We start from the raw sequence: 25,253 nt of genomic DNA, 5'->3' as shown, positions 1-25,253 counted from the left end.
GCCGGGTGCTTTTTATGAATTCCAACGTTGCTTCTCTGAACAAGCTGCAAACGCTGATCGTGATCGGCAATGGCATGGTCGGCCATCACTGCGTCGAGCAACTGATCGAGCGCGGTGCCCTCAATCATTACCGTGTGCATGTGTTCAGCGAAGAGCCGATGCGTGCCTACGACCGTGTGCACCTGTCCGAGTACTTCTCGGGCCGCGATGCCGAGTCCCTGGCCCTTGGCGAAGCGTCGTTGTACCAGACCCCCGGCGTCACGTTGCACCTGGGTGTGCCGGTACTGGAAATCGACCGTGACGCGCATCAAGTGGTGACCGCCCATGATCGCCTTCACTACGACAAGCTGGTGCTCGCCACCGGTTCCTACCCGTTCGTGCCACCGATTGAAGGTGCCGAAGGCGATTCGTGCCTGGTCTATCGCACCCTGGAGGACTTGGACGCGATCCGCGCCGCCGCCAGCAATGCCCGTCGGGGCGTGGTGGTCGGTGGCGGTCTGCTGGGCCTGGAAGCGGCCAACGCCCTCAAGACCCTGGGCCTGGAAGCCCACGTGGTGGAATTCGCCCCCCGACTGATGCCGGTGCAATTGGATCCCCAGGGCGGCTTGGCCCTCAAGGCCCGTATCGAGAAGCTGGGCGTCGGCGTGCACCTGTCCAAGGGCACCCAGTCCATCAGCGTCGGTGAGCAATACCGTTATCGGATGAACTTCGGCGACGACGATTTTCTGGAAACCGACCTCATCGTGTTTTCCGCCGGCATCCGTGCCCAGGATGCCCTGGCTCGCCAAAGCGACCTGCAGATCGGTCCGCGCGGTGGCGTGGTGATCGACGATCATTGCCAGAGCAGCGACCCGGACATCTACGCCATCGGCGAATGCGCGGCCTGGAACGGCAGCATTTTCGGCCTGGTCGCCCCGGGCTACCAGATGGCCCGCAACGTCGCGGCCCGGCTGTGCGGCGAAAGCGCGGAAGCCTTCACCGGGGCCGACATGTCGACCAAGCTCAAGTTGCTGGGTGTGGACGTTGGCTCCATCGGCGATGCCCATGGCAACACCCCGGGGTCGCGCAGCTTCCAATTCATCGACGAAACCAGCGCCAGCTACCGGCGACTGGTGGTGGCCGCCGACGGCAAGCGCGTGATCGGCGCGGTGCTGGTGGGCGATAACAGCTACTACGACACCTTGCTGCAATACATGCAGAACGGCATCGCCTTGCCCAAGGACGCTGCCAGCCTGATCCTGCCCTCGTCCGAAGGCGCCCCGACCCTGGGCCCTGCGGCGCTGCCCGAAACCGCCACCATCTGCTCGTGCCACAATGTCACCAAGGGCTCGATCTGCTCGGCCATCGATGGTGGCTGCACTGATCTGGGCCAGCTCAAATGTGACACCAAGGCCGGTACCGGGTGTGGTGGTTGCGCGGCCCTGGTCAAGCAAGTGTTCGAGCATGAGTTGACTGCCCGCGGCGTCAGCGTCGACAAGAGCCTGTGCGAACATTTCGCCTACACCCGCCAGGAGTTGTATGCGCTGGTGCGGGTGGAAGGCATCATCAGTTTCGACGAACTGCTGGCCAAGCACGGTCGTGGCCACACCGGCTGCGACCTGTGCAAGCCGGCGGTGGGCTCGATCCTGGCGTCGTGCTGGAACCAGCCGATCATGGACCCGTCCCTGGTGCCGTTGCAGGACACCAACGACACGTTCATGGCGAACATGCAGAAAAACGGCACCTACTCGGTGGTACCGCGTATCGCCGGTGGGGAAATCACCGCCGACAAGCTGATCGCCATCGGCGCGGTCGCCAAGAAATACGACCTCTACACCAAGATCACTGGCGGCCAGCGCATCGACCTGTTCGGCGCCCAGTTGCACCAGTTGCCGGACATCTGGGCCGAGCTGATCGAAGCCGGTTTCGAAACCGGGCATGCCTACGGCAAATCCACGCGCACAGTGAAATCCTGCGTGGGCAGCACCTGGTGCCGCTACGGCGTGCAGGACAGCGTGCAGATGGCCCTGACCATCGAGGATCGCTACAAAGGCCTGCGCTCGCCGCACAAGCTCAAGTTCGCGGTGTCCGGTTGCACCCGCGAGTGCGCCGAGGCCCAGAGCAAGGACGTCGGCGTGATCGCCACCGAGAAGGGCTGGAACCTCTACGTGGCTGGCAACGGCGGCATGCGCCCGCGTCACGCCGAGCTGTTCGCAACTGACCTGGATGACGCCACGCTGATCCGCTACATCGACCGCTTCCTGATGTTCTACATCCGTACTGCCGACAAGCTGCAACGGACCTCAGTCTGGCGCGAAAGCCTGGAAGGCGGCCTGGACTACCTCAAGGACGTGATCATCCACGACAGCCTGGGCCTGGGCGCCGAGCTCGAAGCGCAGATGCAACTGGTGGTCGACCGCTACGAATGCGAATGGGCCAATGCCCTCAAGGATCCGGAAAAACTCAAGCGTTTCCGCACCTTCGTCAACGACGGGCGCGGCGATCCGGATGTTCACTTCGTCAGGGAGCGCGGCCAGCGTCGGCCGGTCCACGCCCACGAACTCCACCTGATTCCCGTTACCGAGGAGGTGCTCTGATGAGCCAGTCAAACGTCGTTCGTATTCCTGTCCGTGATGTCGCTCAAGAACCCTTGCAATGGCGTGCCCTGTGCAGCCGCGAGGACCTGGTGCCCAACTCGGGTGTGGTCGCCTGGCACGACGGCAGCCAAGTGGCGTTGCTGTACCTGCCCGAGCATCAGGACAAGCCGCTGTACGCCATCGACAATCGCGACCCCAAGTCGGGTGCGAATGTTATCGGCCGCGGTTTGTTGGGCAGCATAAAGGGTGACCTGGTGATTGCCTCGCCGATGTACAAGCAGCATTTCCGCCTGGAAGACGGCCACTGCCTGGAGTACCCGGAGCAAAGCCTGCGGGTATGGCCGGTGCGGCTCAATGGCGATGTGGTGGAGATTGGCGAAGACTGACCAGCTTACCCATTTGTGGCGAGGGGATGGTTTAGCTCGAATTATTGTTTGATTCGCAACCTGGGGATTAGTAATGAAAACCGCCGCCCAACTGGTAAGACTCAAGAGCGTGCAAAACCAGCAGGTCCACAGCATCGCACCGGAGCAGACGGTGCTCGAAGCGCTGCAGATCATGGCCGAAAAAAATGTCGGCGCGCTGCCGGTGATCGAGGACGGCCAGGTGGTGGGTGTGTTCAGCGAGCGGGACTACGCGCGCAAGATGGTGCTCAAGGGGCGCTCATCGGTGGGGACGACGGTGCGCACCATCATGAGCGCGCCAGTGGTCACCGCCGACAGCCAGCAGAGCATCGACCGCTGCATGGAAGTCATGACCGACAGCCACTTGCGGCACCTGCCAGTGCTGGATAACGGGCAGTTGATCGGCCTGCTGTCCATTGGTGACCTGGTGAAAGAGGCGATTGTCGAGCAGGCGGATTTGATCCGGCAGTTGGAGCATTACATCCGCGGGCACTGAGCCCGCAGGGAATTTATCTGTGGGAGCAAGGCTTGCTCCCACAGTTCAGCCCAACATCAGCAATTGCCGGATCAGATTCGGCGTGCTGCCGGTCCAGCGCTTGAATGAGCGCCGAAAGTTCGCCGTATCGTTGAAGCGCAAGTACTGCGCCACTTCCTCGTTGCTGAAGCCCTTGACCTGATACAAATACAACGCCACATGGGTGTGCACCCGGTCCACCTGTTGCTGGAACCCGGTGTGGTGCTTGTGCAACTTGCGCTTGAGGGTTGCCGGGCTCATGGCGAAGGCCTGGGCGGTCTGCTCCAGGCTGGGCGTCTGCTGCACATGAGTGTGCAGGTAGTCGTAGATACAATCCAGGAAGCTTGAAGCGAAACCCAGTTGATCGAGCTGTTCCCGGGCTTCGATCCGCGCCACCTGGCCGGCGGTGGCGGAAACGTTGGGCCAGGGCTTGGCGAGGCAGTGGCGGGGCAGGCGCATCAGGTCCAGGGGGCGGTCGAACTGGGTGTGCTCACCCAGATGCACCCAATATTGCTCGATGTAGCGCGGTTCGCTGTGGCGAAAGCTGCACTGCCAGGGCAGGCGTTCGCCGCTGAGCCAGGCGCTCATCGCCACCATCGAGGTCATGCTCGCCTCCAGTACGAAGCGCCATTGTTCATCGGCGCCGCAGCTGTCCAGCCAATGGACATAGGCATAGTGCTCGTCCAACAGCAGCCTCGGGGCGGCCAGCGGGCTGAGAAGCGCCTGTTGGTCGATCAGGGTCTGCAGGGCCTGATGCAGATTCTGCGCGTGGCGCAAGGCGTGGCTCGCAGGCCCGTAGTGGCCCGGCAACAGCCGCTGGCCAAACAGGAAACTACTGTCGCTGGCATCCAGCAGGCGCCGGCTATTGTCGATCAGGCCGAGGAACTGCTGCGGGCTGATACGGCTCTGCCCGGCGAGGATATCGTCGTGAAACAACCCGGTGCCGCGCAGCAGGCGATGGCTGTCGATGTCCCGCGACAGCGCCAGGTCGATCAGCGCGGCGGGCTGATAGTGCCCCGGAATGAAGCGGCTGTCGGTTTCGTACCCGCACGTCTTGAGCGTCATGCGCTTTTCGCCAATGTGGTCCGGGACTGGGCCAGCGCCAGGTTCAGGCGTTTGAGCAAGGCCTCGGGGGATTCGTCGAACGCCATGACCACCGCCGTGCTGGCGACCAATTGCAACCGTTCGCTGTGTTGCCGGGTCTTGTGGGCCAGGCTGCGCACCGCAATTTCCAGTTCCAGGGCCAGGCGCCGGGCCTGGCTCTCGCCGGTGTCGGGCAGCAGCACCACGAAGCGATCGCCGGCCAGGCGGCAGAGCAGATCCTGGCGTCGCAGGTTCAATACCAGCAACTGGCTGACGGCCTGGAGCACCGCATCGCCTTCGCCGTGGCCGAAACGCTGGTTGATGGCCGTGAAGTTGTCCAGGTCCAGGGCCAGCAACGACAAGGGTTGCTGGCGGCGTCGACTGTCTTCCAGGCTGGCGGACAGTTCGTGCTTGAGAAAGTCGGCGCCGCCCAACGGCGTGAGTTTGTCGAACAGGCGATGCTCGCGGAACAGCCGCTCACGTTTTTCCATCTGCCCGTTGATCGCCAGTTGCTCCCGGTGCCAGTGATAGATGCCGAGGGTCAGCAGGATCATGCCCACCGGCATCGGCCCGGATTCGAGCCAGTGGTCCCAGGTGATGCTGTCGGGCAGGCGGATGAATTCATCAAGGCTGTCGATCCACCAGGAAAAGAAGATGCAGCCCAGGCCCAGGATCAGGTAGTTGGTGACCCGTCCGGCCGGGCGGCTTTTCAGCACCAACCCCAGCCAGACCAGCGCCAGCAGCGCCGAGCCACCTTCGCCGAGGATGTCCAGCCAGACCCATTCGGCGACGGGTTTGAGTTCGCCGCTGGCCAAGTGCAGGATCAACCCGAGGTTGGCCGCCAGCAGGAGCAGGGCGAGTTTGAGGCGGTGCGGGCGCAGCACGGAGAACATGGCCGGAATCCTTTGCCAGAAGCGGAATGCGACCCAGCACAGCAGATGGATGTGACAGTGCGGTGACGGCGGGGGATGGGGTGGGGGAGGTCGAATCAGCTCATCCTTAGTTTGAACTTTTCATGCATGACATCGCCACCTATCTCATTGTGGCGAGGGAATTTTGTGGGAGCAAAGCTTGCTCGCGATGAAGACGACGCGGTTTTTCAGGGAATCGAGGCGCCTGCATCGCGAGCAAGCTTTGCTCCCACAGCGGTGCGACGTTTCGCCAAATTCCTTCGCCCTTCAGATTCCCTGAACCTGTAAAACAGGTCATTTCAGCTCATTCCGGTTCTCCAGCCCCCCTAAATCAGCCGATTGCAGCCCCTGTAGCCAAACCCTGTCACAGAACCGTCATTCCCCACCCCTAGCGTGCCCTCCCAGTTGCCGGGCCATTGCCTGGCGGATTTCCGGATTCCTGGGGAGGACCACCATGTATCACCGCACAAGCACTGCCGGGCTCGTCGGTTTCACGTTCACCGCATTGGCGATGGCCATTGCCAGTGAGCGACTGAGCGCCGCCGAGCAGGCGGCCACTGAACACGTTGAAGTGGTCGGCCAGGCGGCCAGTATCGATCAGGCCCTCAAGGAACAGCGCAGCGCCGACAGCATCAAGAGCGTGGTGCATGCAGACGGCGTGGCGCAGTTGCCGGATGAAAACGTCGCCGAAGCGGTGCAGCGCCTGCCCGGTGTCAGCGTCGAGCGCGACCAGGGCGAAGGCCGGTTTGTCAGCGTGCGCGGCCTGGGACCGGACCTCAACAGCGTGACCATCAACGGTACGCTGGTGCCAGCCCCGGAGAGCGAACGCCGGGCCGTTGCCCTGGATGTGCTGCCTTCGGAGCTGGTGCAATCGTTGTCGGTGATCAAGACCCTGACGCCGGACATGGACGCCAATTCCCTGGGCGGTACGGTGGACGTCAAAAGCCTCTCGGCCTTCGACCACAAGGGCCTGTTCTACACCGGCAGCAGCGAAGCCAGCTATGACAAGAACACCAGCCAGACCAGCCCGAAATTCTCCGGCGCCATCAGTGATCGTTTCAGCCTCGGCGACGGCATCGACAATTTCGGCGTGGCTGCGGCGCTGAGCTGGCAGAAGCGTGACTTCGGTTCAGATAATGTCGAAACCGGCGGCGCCTGGGATTTCGAGCAAGGCTCGCGCCTCGAAGAGTTCGAACAGCGCGACTACGACATCCGTCGCGAGCGTGCCGGTGGCGGGTTGAACTTCGACTACAAGCCCGATGACTTCAGCAGCTATTACCTGCGCACGCTGTACAGCCGCTACAAGGACAGTGAAACCCGCAACGCCGCCAGCATTGCCTTCGAAGACCCGCAAGCCGCCGGTGAACTGGGGGATGCCGAGGGCAAGCGCAAACTCAAGCAACGTGAAGAAACCCAGGAAATCCAATCCTACGTGCTCGGTGGCGAACGCATGTTCGGGCTCTGGACCCTGAGTGGCCAGGGCGGTTATAGCCAATCCAGCGAAGACAGCCCCGGTCACATCGCCGGCGCCACTTTCGAAGGCATCGACGGTTTCAACGGCGGCTTCTACGACAGCGACAAACCGCGGCCGATCATCGGCTCGGGGTTCTACGATCCGGCCAACTTCAGCCTCGACAAGGTGGATTGGGAAGAACAGAAGACCACCGACACCGAGAAAAACCTGCGCCTGGACCTGGCCCGGGACTATGACCTGCGTGGCTATGCGTCCCAGGTCAAGTTCGGTGGCAAAGTCAGCCGACGTAACAAGGACAACGACCTCAATGCCTGGGTCTACAAGGATTTCGACGACTTGGGGTTTACCGACGAGCAGTTGAACCTTGGGCAGTTCCAGAAAGGCAACGTGGACTATCGCCTCGGCCGCTTCGGCCCGGGCATCAGCGCCGACGCGATCAAGCAGTTGCTCGGCGGTCTGAATCGCGATGAGTTTTTTGACGAGCAGGAGTCGCGAGTCAACGACTTCAAGATGAGCGAGGACATCAACGCCGGATACCTGATGAACACCGTCGATATAGATGACTGGCGCTTCATCGCCGGCATGCGCTACGAAGGCACCGAGTTCGAAGCCAAGGGCACCGGCGCCACCGACGGCGTATTCACCGACACCGAGACCCGTCGCAAGTATCACCACTGGTTGCCGGGCCTGCACGCGCGCTATCAGCTGGACAAGAACACCCAGGTGCGTGCGGCCTGGACCAAATCCGTGGTGCGTCCGACCTTCGGGCAATTGGCGCCGGGTTTTGTCATCGACGATGACGAGGCGACGTTCGGCAACCCGGAGCTCAAGCCGCTGGAATCGAGCAACCTGGACCTGGGCATCGAGCACTTCATGGGCCACGCCGGCACGGTCTCGGCCTTCGTGTTCTACAAGGACATCAAGAACTTCGTCTACAACACCGATCTGGCCGGCACCGGTGCCTGGACCGATTTTTCAGAAGCCCACAGCTACGCCAACGGCGACAGCGCCAAGCTGTATGGCCTGGAATTGGCCTATTCACAAAAATTCGACTGGCTGCCGGCACCTTGGAACGGCCTGCTGCTCGGCGCCAACACCACCTTCAGTCGTTCGGACGCCGAGATCGAAGGCTTCGACCAAGCCAGTGGTACCCAGCGCAAGCGCAGCATCGACTTGCCGAACCAGTCGGACACGGTCGGCAACCTGATGTTGGGTTGGGAAAACGACAAGCTGAGCCTACGTCTGTCGGCCAACTACAAGTCCGCGTACCTGTTCGAGCTGGCGTCCATCAGCGACCGCGACCATGACCTGCACGTCGACGCCCAGACCTTCGTCGACTTCAGCGCGCGTTATTCGCTGACCAAAAACCTGCAAGTGAGCCTGGAAGCCCAGAACCTCACCGACGAGCCGTATTTCGTCTACACCGGCCACCGCTCCTACAACGGCCAGTACGAAGAGTACGGCCCGACCTACAAGCTGGGGCTGACCTTTACCCATTTCTGAATCGCGTGCCTGATCACTTTTGGCAAGGGGACTTTGCTCCCACAGATGAGTTCCCTGGCCATAGAAGTGAGCAACAAGCCCGTTTGAGCCTGACTGAACGACAAGGATTTTCCCGTTGAACACGATGTTTTTCTTACCCAAGCGCTACCTGTTGGCGATGGCGATCAGCCTGGCATCAGCCGCCACCCTGGCGGCTGACCCAGCGCCCAAGCTAAAGCTGCAACCCTGGTCTCAAGCCGAGCAACTGTCGATCAACGCCCTGGCATTCCTGCCTGGCACTTCGACGACCGAGCGACTGGCCAGTGCCCGCGAAGGTTTGTTCTTGCTCGATGCCCAAGGTCGCGAACTGACACGCCTGGAGGGCACCTTTGAAGGTCTCGATAGCCGTGCCCAAGGCGCGAACGCGTTGGTCGCCAGCCTCGACAGCACGCGTCAGCAAGCCCTGGTGGTCAGCCTCGACCCACAAAACCGTCAGTGGGGCGTGCCGTTGTACCTGCCCACGCGGGATTTCCCGGTCAACGGACTGTGCCTGTATCGCGACGAGGCGAGCAACCTGTTTGTGTTCCTGGTCGGCGAGGAGGGCAAGGGCGAGCAATGGTTGGTAGGCAATGGCGAGCGCCTGAGCGACAGCGCGCAACGGGTGCGCGGCTTGCCATTGCCGCCTGACGCCAAGACCTGCCAGGTGCAGGACAGCGCCAATCAATTGTTCGTCAACGAGGAGCGGGTGGGTTGGTGGGCCTATCCGGCATCCTCAGAGGCCGAGACCGTGCGGGTACCCGTGGCGATGCGTGCGCCGTTTGGCGACCTCCAGCAAAGCGCCGGGGCCATGGCCGTGCTGCCGGGCGGCCTGTTGGGGCTGGACCCGGAAGCGGCGCAACTGCATGTGTACCAGCAACAGGACGAGAGTTGGAGCGCCAAAGCCAATCTGCCGTTGGCGGGCCTGAAGGAACCGGAAAATCTCGCGGCGCGGCTGACGAAAAATGGCATTGAAGTGCTGCTGCGCGACGATGACAACGGACACCTGTACCAAGGCGAAATCAGCTGGAAACCCACGCCAGCGCCTTTGCCGCCGGTACTGCCCACTGTGGCTGCCATCGTCCAGAGCGAACCGGTGGCCCGCCAGGGCGACGCCGCCGATGACCCGGCGATCTGGGTGCATCCGACGACGCCCGGGCTGAGCCGGGTGCTGGGCACCAACAAGAAGCAAGGCCTGCTGGCCTATGACCTGCAAGGCAAGTTGCTGCAGGAACTGGCGGTCGGGCGCCTGAATAACGTCGATGTGCGGGCGAACTTCAAGCTGGGCACGCAAACCGTCGATCTGGCCGTGGCCAGCAACCGAGATCGCAACAGCTTGAGCCTGTTCAGCATCGACCGCACCAGCGGCGAGTTGCGCGAAGCCGGTGAGATTGCGACGTCATTGAAGGAAATCTACGGCATCTGCCTGTTCCAGCCTGCTGAAGGCGAACTGTATGCCTTCGCCAACGGCAAGGACGGGCGCTTCGTGCAGTACCGCCTGAGCGCGCCGGACGGCGTGGTGGAAGGCCAGTTGGTGCGTCAGTTCAGCGTCGACAGCCAGCCTGAAGGTTGTGTCGCCGACGAGCAGCGCCAACGCTTGTTTCTCGGTGAAGAGGACGTCGGCGTCTGGGCAGTGGATGCCCGGGCCGACCAACCGGCGACCTTGAACAGTGTGATCAAGGTTGGCCCGTCGTTGCACGCTGACGTCGAGGGCATGGCCTTGTACCAGGCCAGCGGCCACGACTACCTGGTGATCTCCAGCCAGGGCAACGACAGTTACCTGGTGCTCGATGCCGAGCCTCCCTATGCCGTGCGCGGCGCCTTCCGGGTCGGTCTGAACGCGGCCGCGGGCATCGATGGCGCGTCGCAAACCGATGGCTTGGAGGTGACCTCGGTGAACCTCGGCGGGCCTTGGAGCCAGGGCATGCTGGTGGTCCAGGACGGCCGCAAGCGCATGCCCGAGCAGACCCAGAACTTCAAGTTCGTGCCCTGGGCCGACGTGGCGAAAGCGCTGCGCCTGCCTTGAGCGACGCCGTCATCAACCGGTCACGAACATTTCATCGAATAACCGCCAGACAGGAGTTTCAACCATGCAAGCCACTCTGGAACACATGACGATCTGGGGCCTGATCAGTGACGCGAGTCTGCTGGTCAAGGCGGTCATGCTCACGTTGCTGCTGGCCTCGCTATTGAGCTGGTATTTGATCATCCAGCGCAGCGCCGTACTGCAACGCAACGAACGCCAGCTCAACGGTTTCATGCAGCGCTTTCGCGGCACCCAGGATCTGCTACCCCTGTATCGGGAACACGCACAGGTCCGCGAAGACGACGGTGGTGTCACGCCGATTTTCCAGGCGGGTGTGCTGGCCTTCACTCAGCTCAACCAACCTTCAAGCACGCCGCAAGTGGTGCTTGAAGGTGTCGAGCGCGCGCTGCAAGTGGCGATCAGCGAACAGGAAATACAGCTGGAAAAAGGCCTGCAGTTTCTCGCCACCGTCGGTTCGGTCAGCCCCTACATCGGTTTGTTCGGCACCGTCTGGGGGATCATGAATGCCTTTATCGGCCTGTCCCAAGTGCAACAGGCCAGCCTTTCCACTGTGGCGCCGGGCATTGCCGAAGCGTTGATCGCCACGGCCATCGGCCTGTTCGCGGCAATCCCGGCGGTCATTGCCTATAACCGTTTTGCCGCTCGCGGCCAGACCCTGCTGACCCGGTACTACGCCTTTGGCAACGAGCTGCAGGCGCGTCTGCACCGCAAGCTGCACGGTGCCCCGGTGAACCTGGCCTCGGCCGCTTGAAAGGAGAGGGCAGATGCTCGTCAAGCCACAACGCAAGCACGGTCCCAAGGCCGAAATGAACGTGGTGCCGTACATCGACGTGATGTTGGTGCTGCTGGTGATTTTCATGGTCACCGCACCGATGCTGACCCAGGGGGTGAAGATCGAACTGCCCAAGGTCGCCAGCGAAGCACTGGCCAACGACCGTCGCCAGCAAATCCTCACCCTGTCGGTCAAGGCCGAGGGCGGTTACTACTGGAACCTGGGCGGTGAGCTGGACACCCACCACCAGACCGACAGCGCCGTGGACCTGGAGCAGATGCGCGCCAAGGTGGCGCAGGTCGTCGCCGAGCGCAGCGATACCCAGGTGTACATCCGTGCCGACGCGCATGCCGATTACGGTCGGGTCGTTGCAGCCATGGCCGCGTTGCAACAGGGCGGCGTGAGCAACCTGGGGCTGGTGACCGAGGCGCCGCAATGACGGCGATGATCATGGACAGTCCCTCCTTGAGCGTACCTGCGCTGGGCCGTCGCTTTTGGAAAAACAGCCTGGCGGCGGGGCTCGCCGTGGCCCTGCACGCGGGTGTGGTGGCGTTGTTGGTGCTGGGGTGGAGCGTGGAGAAGCCAGCCGCCGAGACGCCCAGGGTGTTGCACACGCAACTGGTGATGCTGCCGCCAGCGCCCGAAGCCCTTGTCCCGGTTCCTGTCGCGCCTGTTGCACCGCCATCGGTCGAGCCGACCTCGGCGCCGGTAGAAGCGCCGCGTCCCGCGCCCACCCAGCCGGTTGTCGACCCGCGTGTCCAGGCGCAGAAACTGGAACAGGCGGCCCTGGCCCGCAAACGGGTCGAGGAGCAAAAGCGCGAGCAACAGGCCCAACAGCAGCGTGAACGCCAGGAAAGCGAACGACGCAGGCAAGACGCCGAGCAGCAGGCCGCCGAACAACAGCGGCAGGTCCGGCAGGCACAAGCACTCGCCGAACAACGCCAAGCCGAGCAGGCGCGCCAGGCCGCCGCCGACAGCCGCAGCTACCAACCGCTGAGCAAGCAAGCCCCGGACTATCCGCAACGCGCCCTGGACAAGGGCCTGGAAGGCGATTGCACCGTGGAATACAGCGTGACGCCGGACGGGCGGATCGATAACCCCAAGGTGCTCGACGGTTGCCACCCATTGTTCATCCGACCGTCCCTGGCCGCTGCCCAGACGTTTCGTTATCAGCCGCGAATCATCGATGGCAAGGCAGTGACGGTGCCGGCAGTGCGCAATACTTTTCACTACCGGATCAAATGAGAACATGCCCACAGTAGTCAGTGTCGATCGTTCCCACGCTCTGCGTGGGAATGCCGCCAGGGACGCTCCGCGTTCCGCTTCTGGATGTGACGCAGAGCGTCACGGGATGCATTCCCACGCAGAGCGTGGGAACGATCAGCCACGATCAGCCAGCCGAAAGGGGTTTTACTTGCGGTAATGACTCGGCGCCACGCCCACTTCACGGCGGAAGATCTGGGAGAAATGGCTGGCGCTGCCATAGCCAACCTCCAGGCCGATATCGATGATGCTGCGTTCGGTTTCCAGCAGCAGTTGCCGGGCCCGGGCCATTCTCAGCTGGATGAAGTACTGCGAAGGTGAACGCCCGGTGGCGCGCTTGAACAAGCGGCTGAAGTGGTATTCGCTCATGCCGATGGCCTGGGCCAGGTCACCGAGGCTGAAGGGGGCGGCCAGGTGTTGTTCCATCAACTGGATCACCCGCTTGAGCTTGAAAGCGGGCAGGGCGTTACGTCCGGACATGTCGTCGGCATTGGCATCCAGGTAATGCCGCGCCAGGTGCACCGCCACACATTGCGCCACGCCCTGGATCAGCAAGGCACTGGTTTCACCGCGCCGGGTCAATTCCGCCCGAATCTGTTCAAGCAAGGCTGAAAGTGCTTCATCCCGCCCGCCAGAGACTTCCCGCAGCTGGATCGCGCGGCTGCCACCGGTTTCGGCAATGGCGCGCTCCAATAACGCCAACCCCAGGTACAGATGCATGACCACAAATGGCTCGCGGCTGGTCACTTGCCAGCGCATCTCATAAGGAACCGGGGATGTGGTCAGGAAAAAATCTCCAGTGACCACGGTATTCGTTTCCCACGCCTCGTTGGCAACGCGCTCCTCGACGATGGCTTCCCCGGACAACACCCAGACGAGCAACGGTTCGGCCACCGCCGGCACGACGATGTGTGCTTCGCTGCGCTCACGGACAAAGATCTCGACCAGGATTTCCTTGGCCGATACGCCGTCGGACGTCGCCAGGCGCTCGCCGCGAATGTGTGCCTGCAGGCCGGTTGCCGATGTTCGTTCAGTGACTTTCATGCATCGAATGCCTTGATGGAACGGCCGCCAGGTCAAGACGGGCCGGCGGCGGGACGGTGCTGGCGCAACAGTTCGATCTGCTGGGACGGAATCAACTCGCGCAACGCCTTATAGAGCGCACGGGTTTCCAGCAGGTTCCAGATGCGCAGCATGGTTTCCAGCGCGTCCAGGGGTTTGCTGATGAAATCCCGGGCGCCGAGGGCCAGGGCCCGCAGGCGCGTGTCTCGGGTCGCGTCGGCAGTCAGCACCAGGATCGGCAGGTAGTCATTGGCCGGGATCCGCCGGTTGAGTTGTTCGAGCACGGCAAAGCCGTCGAACGCCGGCATGTGCAGGTCGAGGATGACCAGGTCCGGCTCGAAGCTGTTGAACAGATCGAGCGTGCGCAACGGTTCGGTGCTGCTCAACACGTTGTGCAACCCTTCGCGGGCCAGCAGTTGTTCCATCAGGTCCAGGTTGGGGCGCTGATCGTCGACGATCAGAATGCGCAAGTCGCGATTCATGCGGGCTCCGGTAGATAGTGCTCGAGGTGGCCCAGGAAGGCCTGGATATGAATAGGTTTGGTCAGGATCGCCGTGGCGCCGGCGTCACGCAGGGCGCGGTGGGTCAGGTCGCTGGCATCGGCGGTGATCATCAGCACGGGCGTGGCGGCAGTGGCCGGGGATTGGCGCAGGCGCCGCAAGACTTCCAGGCCTTCGAGGTCCGGCAGGCTGACGTCCAGCAGGATCAGTTGCGGGGTGTGCTGGCGAGCGAGGTCCAGGCCCATCTGGCCTTGCATGCTCGACAATAACTGGATGCCAGGCCGGCGTTGCATCAGGGTTTCGATCAGCGCCAGGCTCGACAGGTTGTCTTCGATGCACAGGACTTTGCCGTGATAGTCCACAGGCGAACGCGTCACCGCCAGGGCGGCTATGGGTGGCAAATGCGCGCCAACCACCTGGGTGCCGGGCAGTTGCAGGGTGAAACAGCAGCCGTGTCCGGGTTCGCTGTGGACCTGCAGGTTGCCCTGCATCATTTCCAGCAGGCTCTTGCTCAATGACAACCCCAGGCCAGTGCCTTCGACCTGAGGATCGGCGCCCAGGCGTTCGAAAGGCTTGAACAGTTGGTCCAGCTGTTCCGGGGCAATGCCATGGCCGGTGTCGTTGACGGCGATGCTTACCTGATGGGCCTGGACGCTGACTTCGATGCGCACCTCACCGCCGGGCCGGTTGTACTTGATGGCGTTGGACAGCAGGTTGAGCAGCACTTGCACCAGGCGCTGGCGGTCCGCGAGCACGCCGCTGTCGTCAGGCAGCGCTGGCAGCTCGGCCAAGTGGATCCCGGCGTCGGCGGCCATCGGTGAAACCAAGGTCAGGGCTTCGTGCAGCACCGTCGACAGGGCGATCGGTTCGATGTTCAGCGGCAGGCGCCCGGCCTCGATCCGGGCAATGTCCAGCACTTCGTTGATCAACGCCAGCAAGTGCTGGCCGGCCCGCAGGATGTGGCTGACCTGAGGGCGTTGGCCGGCGGTGGAGTCCATGTCCAGCAATTGAGCGAAACCGAGGATGGCGTTCAGTGGCGTGCGCAGTTCGTGGCTCATGCGCGAGAGAAACTCGCTCTTGGCTCGGCTGGCGCTTTCGGCTTCTTCCCGGGCGGTGCGCAGGGCGATCTCGGCAGCGCGTCGGTCGGTGATGTCGCGGGTGATCTTGGAGAAACCGCGCAGGGCGCCGGTGCCATCGTATTGCGCAGTGATGACCACGCTGGCCCAGAAGCGGCTGCCGTCCTTGCGGCAACGCCAGCCTTCTTCCATGTAATGACCGTCGCGGGTGGCTTCGCGCAGGGCCATCTCCGGGTGCGCCGGGCACTCTTCGGCCAGGTAGAACAGGGAAAAATGCCGGCCGAGGATTTCCTGCTCGGTGTAGCCCTTGATCCGTTCCGCGCCAGCGTTCCAGGTGGTGACGTAGCCTTGGGCATCCAGGGCGAAGATCCCGTAGTCCTTCACGCCATCGATGATCAGCCGCAAGCGCTCCTCGTTATCGCGCAGGGCCCGCTCGCGTTCGGCGAGCAACTGCCCGGCCTCCACCAGGCGCGTGCCGAGTTGGCCGATTTCGTCCTGCTCCGGCGGTTGTGGCAACAAGGGTTGGCCCAATGCCAGGCGCTGGGCGTTGCCTTGCACCTGCTGGACCCGGGCGACAATGCCCTTGGACAGGAACAGCACCGCGACAATCGCCCCCAGCAGCCCGCACACCGCCGCCAGCAAGGTGGCGAACAACAGGCGCATGCGCGTGGCCGAGGCGGCGGCGCTGCGGTCGGCGAGCAGGGCGTCCTCGCGTATGCGCATGGCGCTGATCTGCTCGCGCAATACGTCCAGCACCTGTTTGTTTTCGATCAGGATCGCGGTGATGGCCTCGGGGTCGTCGCGCTTGCCATTGCGCAGCGCAAGCAAACCGTCGAGTTTGTCGGCGATCAGCGGAGTGATGGTCTTTAGGTGTTCGCGCATCCTGGCGTCGCGAATGTTGTGGTCCAGGCGCTGCAACGCGGCGTGGATCAGTGGCGTAGCCTGCTCGTAGCTGGGCAGGAAATCTTCGCGGCGGGTCAGCAGGTAGCCGCGCACGCTGGCCGCTGCCTCGGCCAGCAGGGTATGGACTGTCTGGATATCACCCTGGACCAGCAGCACCCGACGCACATCCTCTTCGGCCCGGGCGGTCTGGCGTTCGGTGATATAGATCAGCACCAGCGACAGCAGCAGGACCACCAGGGGCAGGGAGATCACCACCAGGGCCTTGCCGCGCAAGGGCAGGTCGGCCCAGCGGCGGGCGGCGAGAAACCTCATGGCCATTGCCCGGCAGGTTGCGCCACCAGGCCCAGGGCAACGCCGCGCACGGCGGCCTGGGTCCGGTCGGCGGCGCCCAGTTTGCCGATGACACGCTCTACGTGGGCCTTGGCCGTGCCGGGTGCGATGCCCAGCTTCTCGCCGATTTCACGGTTGCTGAAACCGCCGGCCACCAGCCCCAGGACCTGGCGTTCCCGGGCGGTCAGGGCCTGGACTTGAGTGGCACCATTCGCACCGCGTTCGGTCATGCGGCGCAGCAGGCGCGCGCTGACCGAACTGTTCAACGCCTCTTCGCCCTGGGCGACCCGTTTGAGGGCGTCGAGCACTTCATCGCGGCTGGCGTCCTTGAGCAGATAGCCGACCGCGCCCGCACCGATGGCGGCTTCGAGGTGGTCGGGGCTGTCATCCATGGTGAAGATCACGACTTTGATTCCGGGCTGGCGCTGCTGCAGGATCCGCGCCGCGCCCAAACCGTTGAGGACGGGCATGCGGATGTCGAGAATCGCGATGTCCGGCTGTAGCCGCTCGCACAGGTCGAGGGCTTCCTGGCCGTCGCGGGCCTGGCCAACGACCTCGAATCCCGGGTTGCCGGCGAGCATGCTGATAAACCCGGTGCGGGTGACTTCGTGGTCATCGGCCAGCAGCAGGCGCAAAGGTCGGTTCATGGTTGTCCTCCGTGGGCCGGTAGCGGCACGCTGGCCAGCAGTCGGGTGCCGCCACCGGGCTGGCTGCAACAGCTCAGGTGACCGTCCAGCAAGTGCGCGCGCTCCTGCATGGCGGCCAGCCCCAGGTGGCAGCTGCCGTTGGTCTCGATGGGCTGTTCCAGGGCAAAGCCACGGCCATCGTCCTCCACTCGCAGGCAAGCGTGGCCATCGTCCACCGCCAACCCCAACTGCACATGGCTGGCCTGGGCGTGCTTGAGAATGTTGTTGATGCCTTCCTGGGCAATGCGAAACAGGGCGATCTCCGTGTTGCCCGGCAGGCGCGCGGTGCTGTGTTCGGCCCAGTTCACCGTCAGGCCGGCGTCGCGCAGGCGATCGGCCTCCTTGTCGACGGCTTTGTACAGGCCGAAATCATCCAGTACGTGGGGGCGCAGGCCGCTGATCAGTTGCCGGCCTTCGCCGACGCAGCCTTGGGCCAGGTCGAGGATGCTTTGCAGCTCGTTCGCCAGTGCAGGCGGTAGCGACGGGCAGCGACCGGCGAAGCCCTGCAAGCGCTGATGCAAACCGGCGAGATTCTGCGCCAGGCCGTCGTGCAGGTCGTAGGCCACGCGCTTGCGTTCGTCTTCCTGGGCGCTGAACAAGCGGTGGACCAACTCGGACATGGTCCGTTCGCGGGCCTGGAGCGCTTCGAGCAGACGGCTGTTCTCCAGGTGTGCCGCCAACAGCGTCGCGAGCAATTGCAGTGATTCGATGTCTTCGTTGTCCGGCGCGCCGAGGGCCACGCTGTTGCCCAGCAACAACGCCCCGAACTCTACGCCGTCGGAGGCACGCAACGGTACCCGCAAGACCTGGGGCAGGGCGCTGCCGGGCGATTCCAGCCATTGTGGGCCGGGCATTTGTGGCTGGGCCAGGTTGGCGAGCAGCTCGAGTCGTTCCGCGCTGCCGTGGCTGGCGAGGGTGCGCAACGGCTGGTCCGGCGCCCACTCCAGTAGCAGGCCATGGTCCATGGCCATGAACGCGCACGCCCGTTGCAGCGCACGCTGGCGCATGGCCAACAGGGGCAACTGCGTCAGTTCATGGCCGGTGCCCAGCAGCAGGCCCAGGCGTGCGGCACGACTTTGCGACTGGCGATATTGGCTGCGGATGGCCAGGGCACTGCCGGGGTCATGGGGTGGGCTTTGCATGGGGAACTCCAGCGTGGAAGAGGACCGGTCCGGTTCGCGATGGCGTCATTAGAACGTGTCACCGGCACCGAGCCTATCTGCCGAACGGCATAGGCGATTGGCACCGGTTGGCCGATGGCGAAGGCAGGGAAGGCCGGCAAAGTGGACCCATTGAAACCCAAAGGACCACGTTGATGAAAATGAAAACCTGCGCCATCGCTGCTTTATTCCTGCTGGCCGCGCCGCTTGTCCAGGCGCTTGAGGCTACGCCTTATGTGTATCGCACAGTGGCCGAGCAGCCCAAGAATGTGAATGACCGCGAGATCGCGGCACTGTTCGACCGCTGGAACGCCGCGCTGCAAACCGGTAGCGCCACCGCCGTGACCGGCCTCTATGCCCCGGATGCGATTTTGCAACCGACTGTTTCCAACAAGGTGCGCAACACGTCGGCGCAGATCCAGGATTATTTCGAGCATTTCCTGGCCGGCAAACCGGTGGGGCAAATCAACTATCGGGAGATCCGCCATCTGGGCCCCGATGCGGCGATGGACAGTGGTGTCTATACCTTCACGCTCACACAGGCCGACGGTTCCAAGCGCGAGGTCCAGGCGCGCTACACCTTCCTCTATGAGCGCCTTGATGGCCAGTGGAAGATCATCAACCATCACTCATCGGCCATGCCTGAGGTGCCGAAGACCTTGCACGCCAGCCACTGATAGCCCTGCTCGCTAAAGACCTGCCTGTGGGAGCGAGGTTGCTCGCGAGGCGGCCTGACTCTCGCAGTCGTACACCATCAGCTCTGTGGGAGCAAAGCTTGCTCGCGATAGCGGAGTATCAGTCAGCATCGATGTTTCTGACGCACCGCCATCGCGAGCAAGCTCGCTCCCACAGGGCCCTCTATCAATTCCATCCCCGTGTTTAGACACACTTTGTACAAAGAGCTTGGATTAACGCGCGAACATTAATTAGAATCAGTCTCATTTAAGACTTTGCGCAGGCTTCTGGACATGTGTGATGCAGTTACGCCGACGGAGCATTCCCTCCATGCGTTGTACCGTGACCACGGTAGCTGGCTGGAAGGCTGGCTGCGGCGGCGCATGGGCAATGCCTGGGATGCGGCGGACCTGCGCCAGGATACCTTCCTGCGGGTGCTTTCCAGTTCCCAGACCTTGGCTGACCTGCAAGAACCCCGGGCTTATCTGCTGACCGTTGGCAAACGCCTGCTGAGCAACTTCTACACCCGGCGCAATCTGGAACAGGCGTATCTCGACGCTCTGGCGAGCCTGCCTGAAGCCTGCGCACCGTCGCCAGAGCAACGCTGGCTGCTGCTGGAAACCCTGCAAGCCCTGGACGAACTGCTCGATGGCCTGCCGCCCCTGGTGCGGCGGGCTTTTCTCTGGAGCCAACTTGAAGGCCTGGGTTATCGCGAGATCGCCGAACGCCTGCAAGTGTCCGAACGCACCGTGAAACGCTACATGGCCCAGGCCTATGAACATTGCCTGTTGGTGGACTTCTGATGCGCTCGACCCCATCACCCGAAGCCCGCGAAGCGGCACGGGCGGCGGCTCGCTGGTTGACCCTGATGGAGTTCGACGGGAATGCGTTCGACTCGGCGGCCCTGCAACGCTGGCGCGACAGCAGCGATCATCACGAGGCGGCCTGGCAGAAGGCCCAGCGATTGCGCCAGCGTTTTGCCGGGGTGCCCGCGTCCCTGGGCATGGCAACCCTGGACCGCCCAGTGCTGGCTCGGCGCGAGGTGCTCAAGCGCGCATTGGGCGTCGCCGCATTGGTCCCGACCGCTTGGCTGCTGGGGCGAGAGCTGCCGTTGGAGGCCTGGCGCGCTGATTTGCACACTGCCACGGGCGAGCAACGGCGCTGGTCGCTGGTCGATGGCAGTGCGCTGCAACTGAACACCGACAGCGCCGTCGACCTGGACCTCAAGGCGCGACGCCTGGTGTTGGTGCGCGGCGAAATGGCCCTCAGGCTTGCCGGGAGCACGCCGCTGTCCGTTCAATCACCCTATGGACTCATCACCATCACTCGTGGCGAGGTCTGCCTGCACTTGGGCGAGGGCGATTGCCGGGTGGCGGTGGTCAGCGGCTCGGCACAACTGCAACCCCTGCGCGGGCCATTGCTGAGCTTGGAAGCGGGCCAGCAGGTCAACATCCAGGATTCAGGCGCGGGGCCAGTGAAGGCGTTCGACGTGGCGCAGCTGGGTTGGCGTGACGGCGTATTGGTTGCGCAGGACCAGCCGCTGGGGCATTTCCTGCGGGAACTGAGCCGCTATCGCCCCGGGGTGTTGCGTTGGGACGAAACCCTGGAAGCCCTGCGAATCACTGGCAGCTTCCGCTTGGACAACACCGACCGAATCCTCACGCTGCTTGCGGCCAGCCTACCGCTGGACGTGCACATGCGCACTCGCTACTGGGTCACGTTGACGCTTCGCAAAAATATGGCCTGATGCCTGTCCCCTTTTTTTGTCTCGCTTGTCATTCAAGGCAACTGAACAAAAATGAGAGCGCTTTCCAATGTCCGCAGTTGCACCTTTGCGTTTGCGCCCGGCCTTTGCCGGCTGGCGTCCGCTGTTGAACCTGAGCCTCATGCTGAGCTTGAGCGCCAGCCCATTCTTTATCTCATCGAGCCTGGCCGAAGAAACCGACCGGCGCAGCTATCAGGTGCCGGCCGGCAGCCTCGGCGCAGCGTTGGCCCGGTTTGCCGGGCTGGCGGGCGTCAACCTGTCGGTGGATCCGGCCCTGGTAAGTGGTCGCAACAGCGCCGGGCTTTCGGGTGAGTTTGGCGTAGAGGAGGGGTTTGCCCGGCTGTTGTCGGGTTCGGGCCTGCAATTGCAAGCGGTGGGTGAGCAGGCCTATATCCTGACGCCGGCACCGGAAGGCGGCAGCCTGCAACTGGCACCCACCTCGATTCTAGGCGCCACGACGTCGACGGACAGCCCGGCGTATGCCGGTGGCCAGGTTGCTCGCCGTGGTTCGCAAGGCTTGCTGGGCTCGCGGGATTTCATGGAAACACCGTTCAGCATGACCACCTACACCAGCGCGGCGGTCAAGAACCAGCAGGCGCGCACCTTGGGCGACATGATCGCCAGCGACCCCTCGGTCCGCGCCACCAACCCGGCGGGCGGACGCTTTGAGCAGTTCACCATTCGTGGTTTCAGCCTGTTCAACAGCGATGTTGCGTACAACGGTCTCTACGGCATCCTGCCGACCTACACCATCGACATGGAAATGGCCGAACGCGTCGATATCCTCAAGGGCCCGAGCCAGCTCATCAACGGTATCTCGCCGCGGGGCAGCGTGGGCGGCGGGATCAATGTGGTGCCCAAGCGTGCCACCGACAAGCCCATCACCTCGTTCACCGGCAGCTATGCCTCCAACAACCAACTGGGCGGTGCTGTGGATGTCGGTCGGCGCTTTGGCGAAGATGACAAGTTCGGGATTCGCTTCAATGGCGTGAAGCAGGCGGGCGACACCGAATGGGATCAACAGAGCGTGGACCGCGAGATGGCGGTGCTGGGCCTGGATTTTCGCGGTGAGCGCCTGCGATTCTCGACGGACATCGGCCACACCGAACGTAACACCGACGCGCCCCAGGAACGCGTGCAGGTGGGCGCCAATGCACAGGTTCCTCACGCCAGTGATGTGCGCGACAACTACGCCCAGTCCTGGAGCAAGGCGCGCACCAAGGACACCTTCGGCACCGTGAACGCTGAATTCGACGTCAACGATTCCGTCATGCTGTATGGCGGTGTCGGAGCGCGTAAAAGCGAGCACGACTTCCTTCGGCACAACGTTTCGGTCACCAACGACGCGGGTGACTTCACCGTCCAGCCCCGAGACTTTACCCGCGACGAAAATGTCCGCACGGCCACAGCCGGGGTGCGCAACTGGTTCCATACCGGCCCGGTGAGCCATGAGGTCAACCTGGCTGCCAGCTATTTCTACATGGACTTCGAAAATGGCGGCGCCCGTTACGCCAACGGTCGCAGCAACCTGTATGAACCGGTGCAGACCCCGGCGCCGAGCAACCCGACGCGACAGGACGATAAGGTCTACACCGAGAACCGCTTCAGTGGCGTGGCGTTGTCCGACACCCTGGGGCTGTTCGACGATCGCTTGCTGCTGACCCTCGGCGCTCGCTGGCAACGGGTGAAGGTTGACGACTGGACGAATAACGTCAAGGGCGACACTGCCTACGATGAGGAAAAGGTTTCACCGTCGGGCGGCATCCTGTTCAAGGCGACGGACAAGTTGTCGCTGTATGCCAACTACATGGAAGGCCTGAGCCAGGGCAAGATCGCGCCGTCGACGTCGGTGAACGAGGATGAGATTTTCCCGCCGTTCATCAGCCGTCAGGTCGAGGTGGGCGCCAAGTATGATGCCGGCCCATTCGCCGTCACCGCCGCGCTGTTTCGGATCAAGCAGCCGGCCTATGCGACCGACGCCACGACGCGTGTCTTCGGCCCGAACGGCAAGCGAGAAAACACCGGCGTGGAGTTGAGTGTGTTTGGCGAACCGCTGAAGGGAACCCGTTTGCTCGGCGGCGTGATGTACATCGACAGCGAACTGACCCATACCACCAATGGCACCTTCGATGGCAACCGCGCCCCCGCCACGCCGAAGTACAACGTCAACCTCGGTGCCGAATGGGACGTGCCGACGGTACAGGGCCTGACCCTGACCAGCCGGGGCATCTACTCCAGCTCGCAGTACCTGGACCAGTCCAACACCAAGGAAATCGATTCCTGGGAACGCTTCGACGTCGGCGCCCGCTACGCATTCAAGGTCGACGAGAAGAACGTCACCCTGCGGGCCAACATCGAAAACGTGGCAGACAAGCGCTACTGGAGTTCGGCCGGGGCGTCGGATGACAGTGAGGCCGGATTGACGTTGTCGACCCCGCGCACCTACCTGCTTTCCGCAACGGTGGATTTCTAGGCCCAGGTGCCGCTCCAGGGAAGGAGCCGCCTGGGTTCAGATGTCGCGAAACAGATCGTGAGCATCCAGCAGTCGCCAGGCAATTTCGGGGCGTTTTTCCAGCCCACGGCGGATGGCGGCGGGAATCGACTGGCGAATCTTGCGGCACAGGCCGGGCTGGTCCTGGAATTCGATGGCGATGCCGCGCATGGTCCGCACTTCGTTATAGCCAGGCTCGACGCTCAGGCGGATCCCCAGGTTTTCGTACAGGCGTTGCTGCAGGCGCTGGAGTTCGTCGAGGCTCTGGATGTTCTCCAGGCGTTCAAGCAGGCGTTTTTCTTCCTGGCGATTCAAGCAAAGGATGCGCAGGTCGCTGCCAGGCGCTTGCAGCAAGGCATCACGGCCGCAATCGCAGACGCCGGGCGGGCAGGGGGGACGGATCGGAATCGACGCGGTCATGGGCTCCACAAAAATCTGCTGCACAACGAAACAGCGAGCTTATCGCCGGCCCAGGCAATGTGATGCCTGGCGGCATGTGGGTCAAGCCTGTTGGAGGGGCCACTTGTCTGGCGCTGCTGTGGGAGTTTGCTCGTGATAGCGGTGAGTCAGCCTGCACCTTTGTCGGATATGCCGCTGTCATCGCGAGCAAGCTCGCTCCCACAATGGGATCGGAGTACGACCGGAAGAGCCAGGTCGACTATTAGGCCGCCTCGCGAGCAAGCTTTGCTCCCACAGATCTGATGGGTGTACGACCGGGAGAGCCAGGTCGGCTGCAAGGCCGCCTTCGCGAGCAAGCCCGCTCCCACAGGGGTTCCATGTCGGACACACCATGTGTATTCGCTAAAATCCAATGTGGGAGCGAGCTTGCTCGCGATGGCGGCAGGTCAGTCGAAAGCGTTACAACCCCAACTCAGACAACCCCGGATGATCATCCGGCCGGCGGCCTAGCGGCCAGCGGAACTTGCGCTCGCTTTCCTTGATCGGCATGTCGTTGATGCAGGCGTAACGGTTGTACATCAGGCCTTGATCATCGAACTCCCAGTTTTCGTTGCCGTAGGAGCGGAACCAGTTGCCCGAGTCGTCGTGCCATTCGTAGGCATAGCGCACGGCGATGCGGTTATCGGTGAAGGCCCAGAGCTCCTTGATCAGCCGATAATCCAGCTCCTTGGCCCATTTGCGAGTCAGGAACGCCTTGGCTTCCTCGCGGTTATGGGCGAATTCGGCGCGGTTACGCCATTGAGTATCCAGCGTGTAGGCCAGGGATACTTTTTGTGGATCACGAGAGTTCCAGCCGTCTTCGGCCAGGCGAACTTTCTCGATCGCCGATTCACGAGTGAACGGCGGCAACGGCGGACGAACTTCGGAAGAAGCAGACATGGCGGATCTCCAATGAATTGCACAAGGTCCAACAGCTCAGGCGTGTAACAACATCTTCAGCATGTCCTGGGCGTCGTCAGCCGCGCTGTGGTCGCCCATGACCAGCGCCACGGTAATCGCGCCGTCAATCAGAATCAGCAGTTGGCGGGCCAGTGCGTCCGGGTTCTGGACACCTTGTTCGACGCACAGCCGGGTTATGTAATCGAGCAACTTCTGTTTGTGCAGCTTCGCCACCAGGCGGACCGGATCCTGAGGATCGCCGGTTTCGCCACTGGTGTTGATGAAGGCACAGCCGCGGAAACCTTCGCTGTCGAACCAGCCCTTGAGCACGGTGAACAGGTTGAGCAGCCGTGCAGTCGGGGTCGGCGCCTTGTCCACCTCGGTGCTGAACCAGTGCATCCAGCGTTCATCCCGCCGCCTGAGGGCGGCCACGATCAGGTCGTCCTTGTTGGCGAAGTAGCGATAGACACTTTTCCTGGAGACGCCGGCGGTTTTCACCAGAAGGTCCATGCCGGTGGCGGCGATGCCACTTTTATAGATCAACTTTTCAGCGACATCGAGGATGATGTCTCGTGTTTCATTACCAGTGATTTCGTTCATGAAACAAAAGTAGAATGATCGTTCTCCTTGGTCAAGTCTTTTTTTCTTGAGGACAGGAAGACCCAAACCCATCCATGGTGTAAGCTCATCCGTTCTTCGGAATCG

Annotated in this window: 22 protein-coding genes; 12 read left to right on the top strand and 10 right to left on the bottom strand. The window is 62.8% G+C overall.

Annotated features, from left to right (window positions below):
- The first annotated feature begins 14 nt into the window (after positions 1-14).
- The 3 genes from nirB (at position 15) to F7R20_RS12115 (ending at position 3,476) form a co-directional block, all read left to right on the top strand.
- On the top strand, positions 15-2,576 hold the full coding sequence (gene nirB / locus F7R20_RS12125; RefSeq protein ID WP_003202076.1) for a nitrite reductase large subunit NirB: 2,562 nt from the start codon (positions 15-17) through the stop codon (positions 2,574-2,576).
- Positions 2,576-2,962, top strand: coding sequence for a nitrite reductase small subunit NirD (nirD, locus tag F7R20_RS12120; protein ID WP_003202074.1), 387 nt, complete (start codon positions 2,576-2,578; stop codon positions 2,960-2,962). Before nirB ends, nirD begins: the two co-directional genes overlap by 1 nt.
- A gap of 73 nt (positions 2,963-3,035) precedes the next feature.
- Positions 3,036-3,476, top strand: a complete 441-nt coding sequence (locus F7R20_RS12115; RefSeq protein ID WP_003202071.1) for a CBS domain-containing protein — start codon at positions 3,036-3,038, stop codon at positions 3,474-3,476.
- A gap of 45 nt (positions 3,477-3,521) precedes the next feature.
- Here F7R20_RS12115 and F7R20_RS12110 read toward each other — a convergent pair whose 3' ends face one another.
- Both F7R20_RS12110 and F7R20_RS12105 read right to left on the bottom strand, forming a co-directional pair.
- Positions 3,522-4,559 carry an AraC family transcriptional regulator gene (locus F7R20_RS12110; RefSeq protein ID WP_003202070.1) on the bottom strand — a complete coding sequence of 346 codons (1,038 nt, stop codon included), beginning with the start codon at positions 4,557-4,559 and terminating at the stop codon, positions 3,522-3,524.
- Positions 4,556-5,470, bottom strand: a complete 915-nt coding sequence (locus F7R20_RS12105) for a GGDEF domain-containing protein (RefSeq protein ID WP_003202067.1) — start codon at positions 5,468-5,470, stop codon at positions 4,556-4,558. Before F7R20_RS12105 ends, F7R20_RS12110 begins: the two co-directional genes overlap by 4 nt.
- A 472-nt stretch (positions 5,471-5,942) precedes the next feature.
- On the opposite strand from F7R20_RS12105, the gene F7R20_RS12100 reads away from it, so the two are divergent.
- The 5 genes from F7R20_RS12100 (at position 5,943) to F7R20_RS12080 (ending at position 12,544) form a co-directional block, all read left to right on the top strand.
- Positions 5,943-8,465, top strand: coding sequence for a TonB-dependent receptor (locus F7R20_RS12100; protein WP_003202065.1), 2,523 nt, complete (start codon positions 5,943-5,945; stop codon positions 8,463-8,465).
- Between the two features lie 124 nt (positions 8,466-8,589).
- A complete protein-coding gene (locus F7R20_RS12095; protein ID WP_087945364.1) occupies positions 8,590-10,506 on the top strand; it encodes a phytase in 1,917 nt (638 codons plus the stop codon).
- A gap of 64 nt (positions 10,507-10,570) precedes the next feature.
- Positions 10,571-11,278 (top strand): protein TolQ, encoded by a 708-nt coding sequence (gene tolQ, locus F7R20_RS12090; protein WP_003202062.1) that lies wholly within the window; start codon positions 10,571-10,573, stop codon positions 11,276-11,278.
- A 13-nt stretch (positions 11,279-11,291) separates the two neighbouring features.
- Complete coding sequence (gene tolR / locus F7R20_RS12085) at positions 11,292-11,738, top strand: protein TolR (RefSeq protein ID WP_003202060.1); 447 nt, start codon at positions 11,292-11,294, stop codon at positions 11,736-11,738.
- A complete protein-coding gene (locus F7R20_RS12080; RefSeq protein WP_003202058.1) occupies positions 11,735-12,544 on the top strand; it encodes an energy transducer TonB in 810 nt (269 codons plus the stop codon). Before tolR ends, F7R20_RS12080 begins: the two co-directional genes overlap by 4 nt.
- Positions 12,545-12,709: 165 nt before the next feature.
- On the opposite strand, the gene F7R20_RS12070 is transcribed toward F7R20_RS12080, so the two are convergent.
- The 5 genes from F7R20_RS12070 to F7R20_RS12050 are packed head-to-tail and all read right to left on the bottom strand — an operon-like array spanning position 12,710 to position 18,261.
- On the bottom strand, positions 12,710-13,606 hold the full coding sequence (locus F7R20_RS12070; RefSeq protein WP_003202055.1) for a helix-turn-helix domain-containing protein: 897 nt from the start codon (positions 13,604-13,606) through the stop codon (positions 12,710-12,712).
- Positions 13,607-13,638: 32 nt separating this feature from the next.
- Complete coding sequence (locus F7R20_RS12065) at positions 13,639-14,106, bottom strand: response regulator (RefSeq protein WP_003202053.1); 468 nt, start codon at positions 14,104-14,106, stop codon at positions 13,639-13,641.
- Positions 14,103-16,415, bottom strand: coding sequence for an ATP-binding protein (locus tag F7R20_RS12060; protein ID WP_003202050.1), 2,313 nt, complete (start codon positions 16,413-16,415; stop codon positions 14,103-14,105). The genes F7R20_RS12065 and F7R20_RS12060 overlap by 4 nt, the downstream gene beginning before the upstream one ends.
- On the bottom strand, positions 16,412-17,080 hold the full coding sequence (locus F7R20_RS12055) for a response regulator (RefSeq protein WP_013693411.1): 669 nt from the start codon (positions 17,078-17,080) through the stop codon (positions 16,412-16,414). Before F7R20_RS12055 ends, F7R20_RS12060 begins: the two co-directional genes overlap by 4 nt.
- On the bottom strand, positions 17,077-18,261 hold the full coding sequence (locus tag F7R20_RS12050; RefSeq protein WP_003202046.1) for a sensor histidine kinase: 1,185 nt from the start codon (positions 18,259-18,261) through the stop codon (positions 17,077-17,079). Before F7R20_RS12050 ends, F7R20_RS12055 begins: the two co-directional genes overlap by 4 nt.
- A gap of 173 nt (positions 18,262-18,434) precedes the next feature.
- Here F7R20_RS12050 and F7R20_RS12045 point away from each other — a divergent pair, with 173 nt between their 5' ends.
- From F7R20_RS12045 to F7R20_RS12030, 4 genes are all read left to right on the top strand, one after another.
- Positions 18,435-18,956, top strand: coding sequence for an SgcJ/EcaC family oxidoreductase (locus tag F7R20_RS12045; protein ID WP_003202044.1), 522 nt, complete (start codon positions 18,435-18,437; stop codon positions 18,954-18,956).
- A gap of 291 nt (positions 18,957-19,247) precedes the next feature.
- Entirely contained in the window at positions 19,248-19,757 is a 510-nt protein-coding gene (locus tag F7R20_RS12040) for a sigma-70 family RNA polymerase sigma factor (protein ID WP_003202042.1), read from the top strand.
- Positions 19,757-20,701, top strand: a complete 945-nt coding sequence (locus F7R20_RS12035) for a FecR domain-containing protein (protein WP_003202040.1) — start codon at positions 19,757-19,759, stop codon at positions 20,699-20,701. The genes F7R20_RS12040 and F7R20_RS12035 overlap by 1 nt, the downstream gene beginning before the upstream one ends.
- 67 nt (positions 20,702-20,768) lie before the next feature.
- On the top strand, positions 20,769-23,192 hold the full coding sequence (locus tag F7R20_RS12030) for a TonB-dependent receptor (protein ID WP_042956569.1): 2,424 nt from the start codon (positions 20,769-20,771) through the stop codon (positions 23,190-23,192).
- A gap of 36 nt (positions 23,193-23,228) precedes the next feature.
- Here the strand turns inward: F7R20_RS12030 and F7R20_RS12025 are convergent, their stop codons facing one another.
- From F7R20_RS12025 to F7R20_RS12010, 3 genes are all read right to left on the bottom strand, one after another.
- On the bottom strand, positions 23,229-23,630 hold the full coding sequence (locus F7R20_RS12025) for a hypothetical protein (protein WP_003202036.1): 402 nt from the start codon (positions 23,628-23,630) through the stop codon (positions 23,229-23,231).
- Positions 23,631-24,068: 438 nt separating this feature from the next.
- Entirely contained in the window at positions 24,069-24,548 is a 480-nt protein-coding gene (locus tag F7R20_RS12015; protein ID WP_003202034.1) for a nuclear transport factor 2 family protein, read from the bottom strand.
- A 36-nt stretch (positions 24,549-24,584) separates the two neighbouring features.
- On the bottom strand, positions 24,585-25,148 hold the full coding sequence (locus F7R20_RS12010; protein ID WP_003202031.1) for a TetR/AcrR family transcriptional regulator: 564 nt from the start codon (positions 25,146-25,148) through the stop codon (positions 24,585-24,587).
- Between the last annotated feature and the right edge of the window lie 105 nt (positions 25,149-25,253).

Origin of the sequence: Pseudomonas brassicacearum subsp. brassicacearum (genome assembly GCF_008801605.1) — a bacterium.
GTDB classification, from domain to species: Bacteria; Pseudomonadota; Gammaproteobacteria; order Pseudomonadales; family Pseudomonadaceae; genus Aquipseudomonas; species Aquipseudomonas brassicacearum.
Note: the sequence above shows the minus strand (reverse complement) of the source record. Positions and strands in the feature narration are given on the sequence as shown.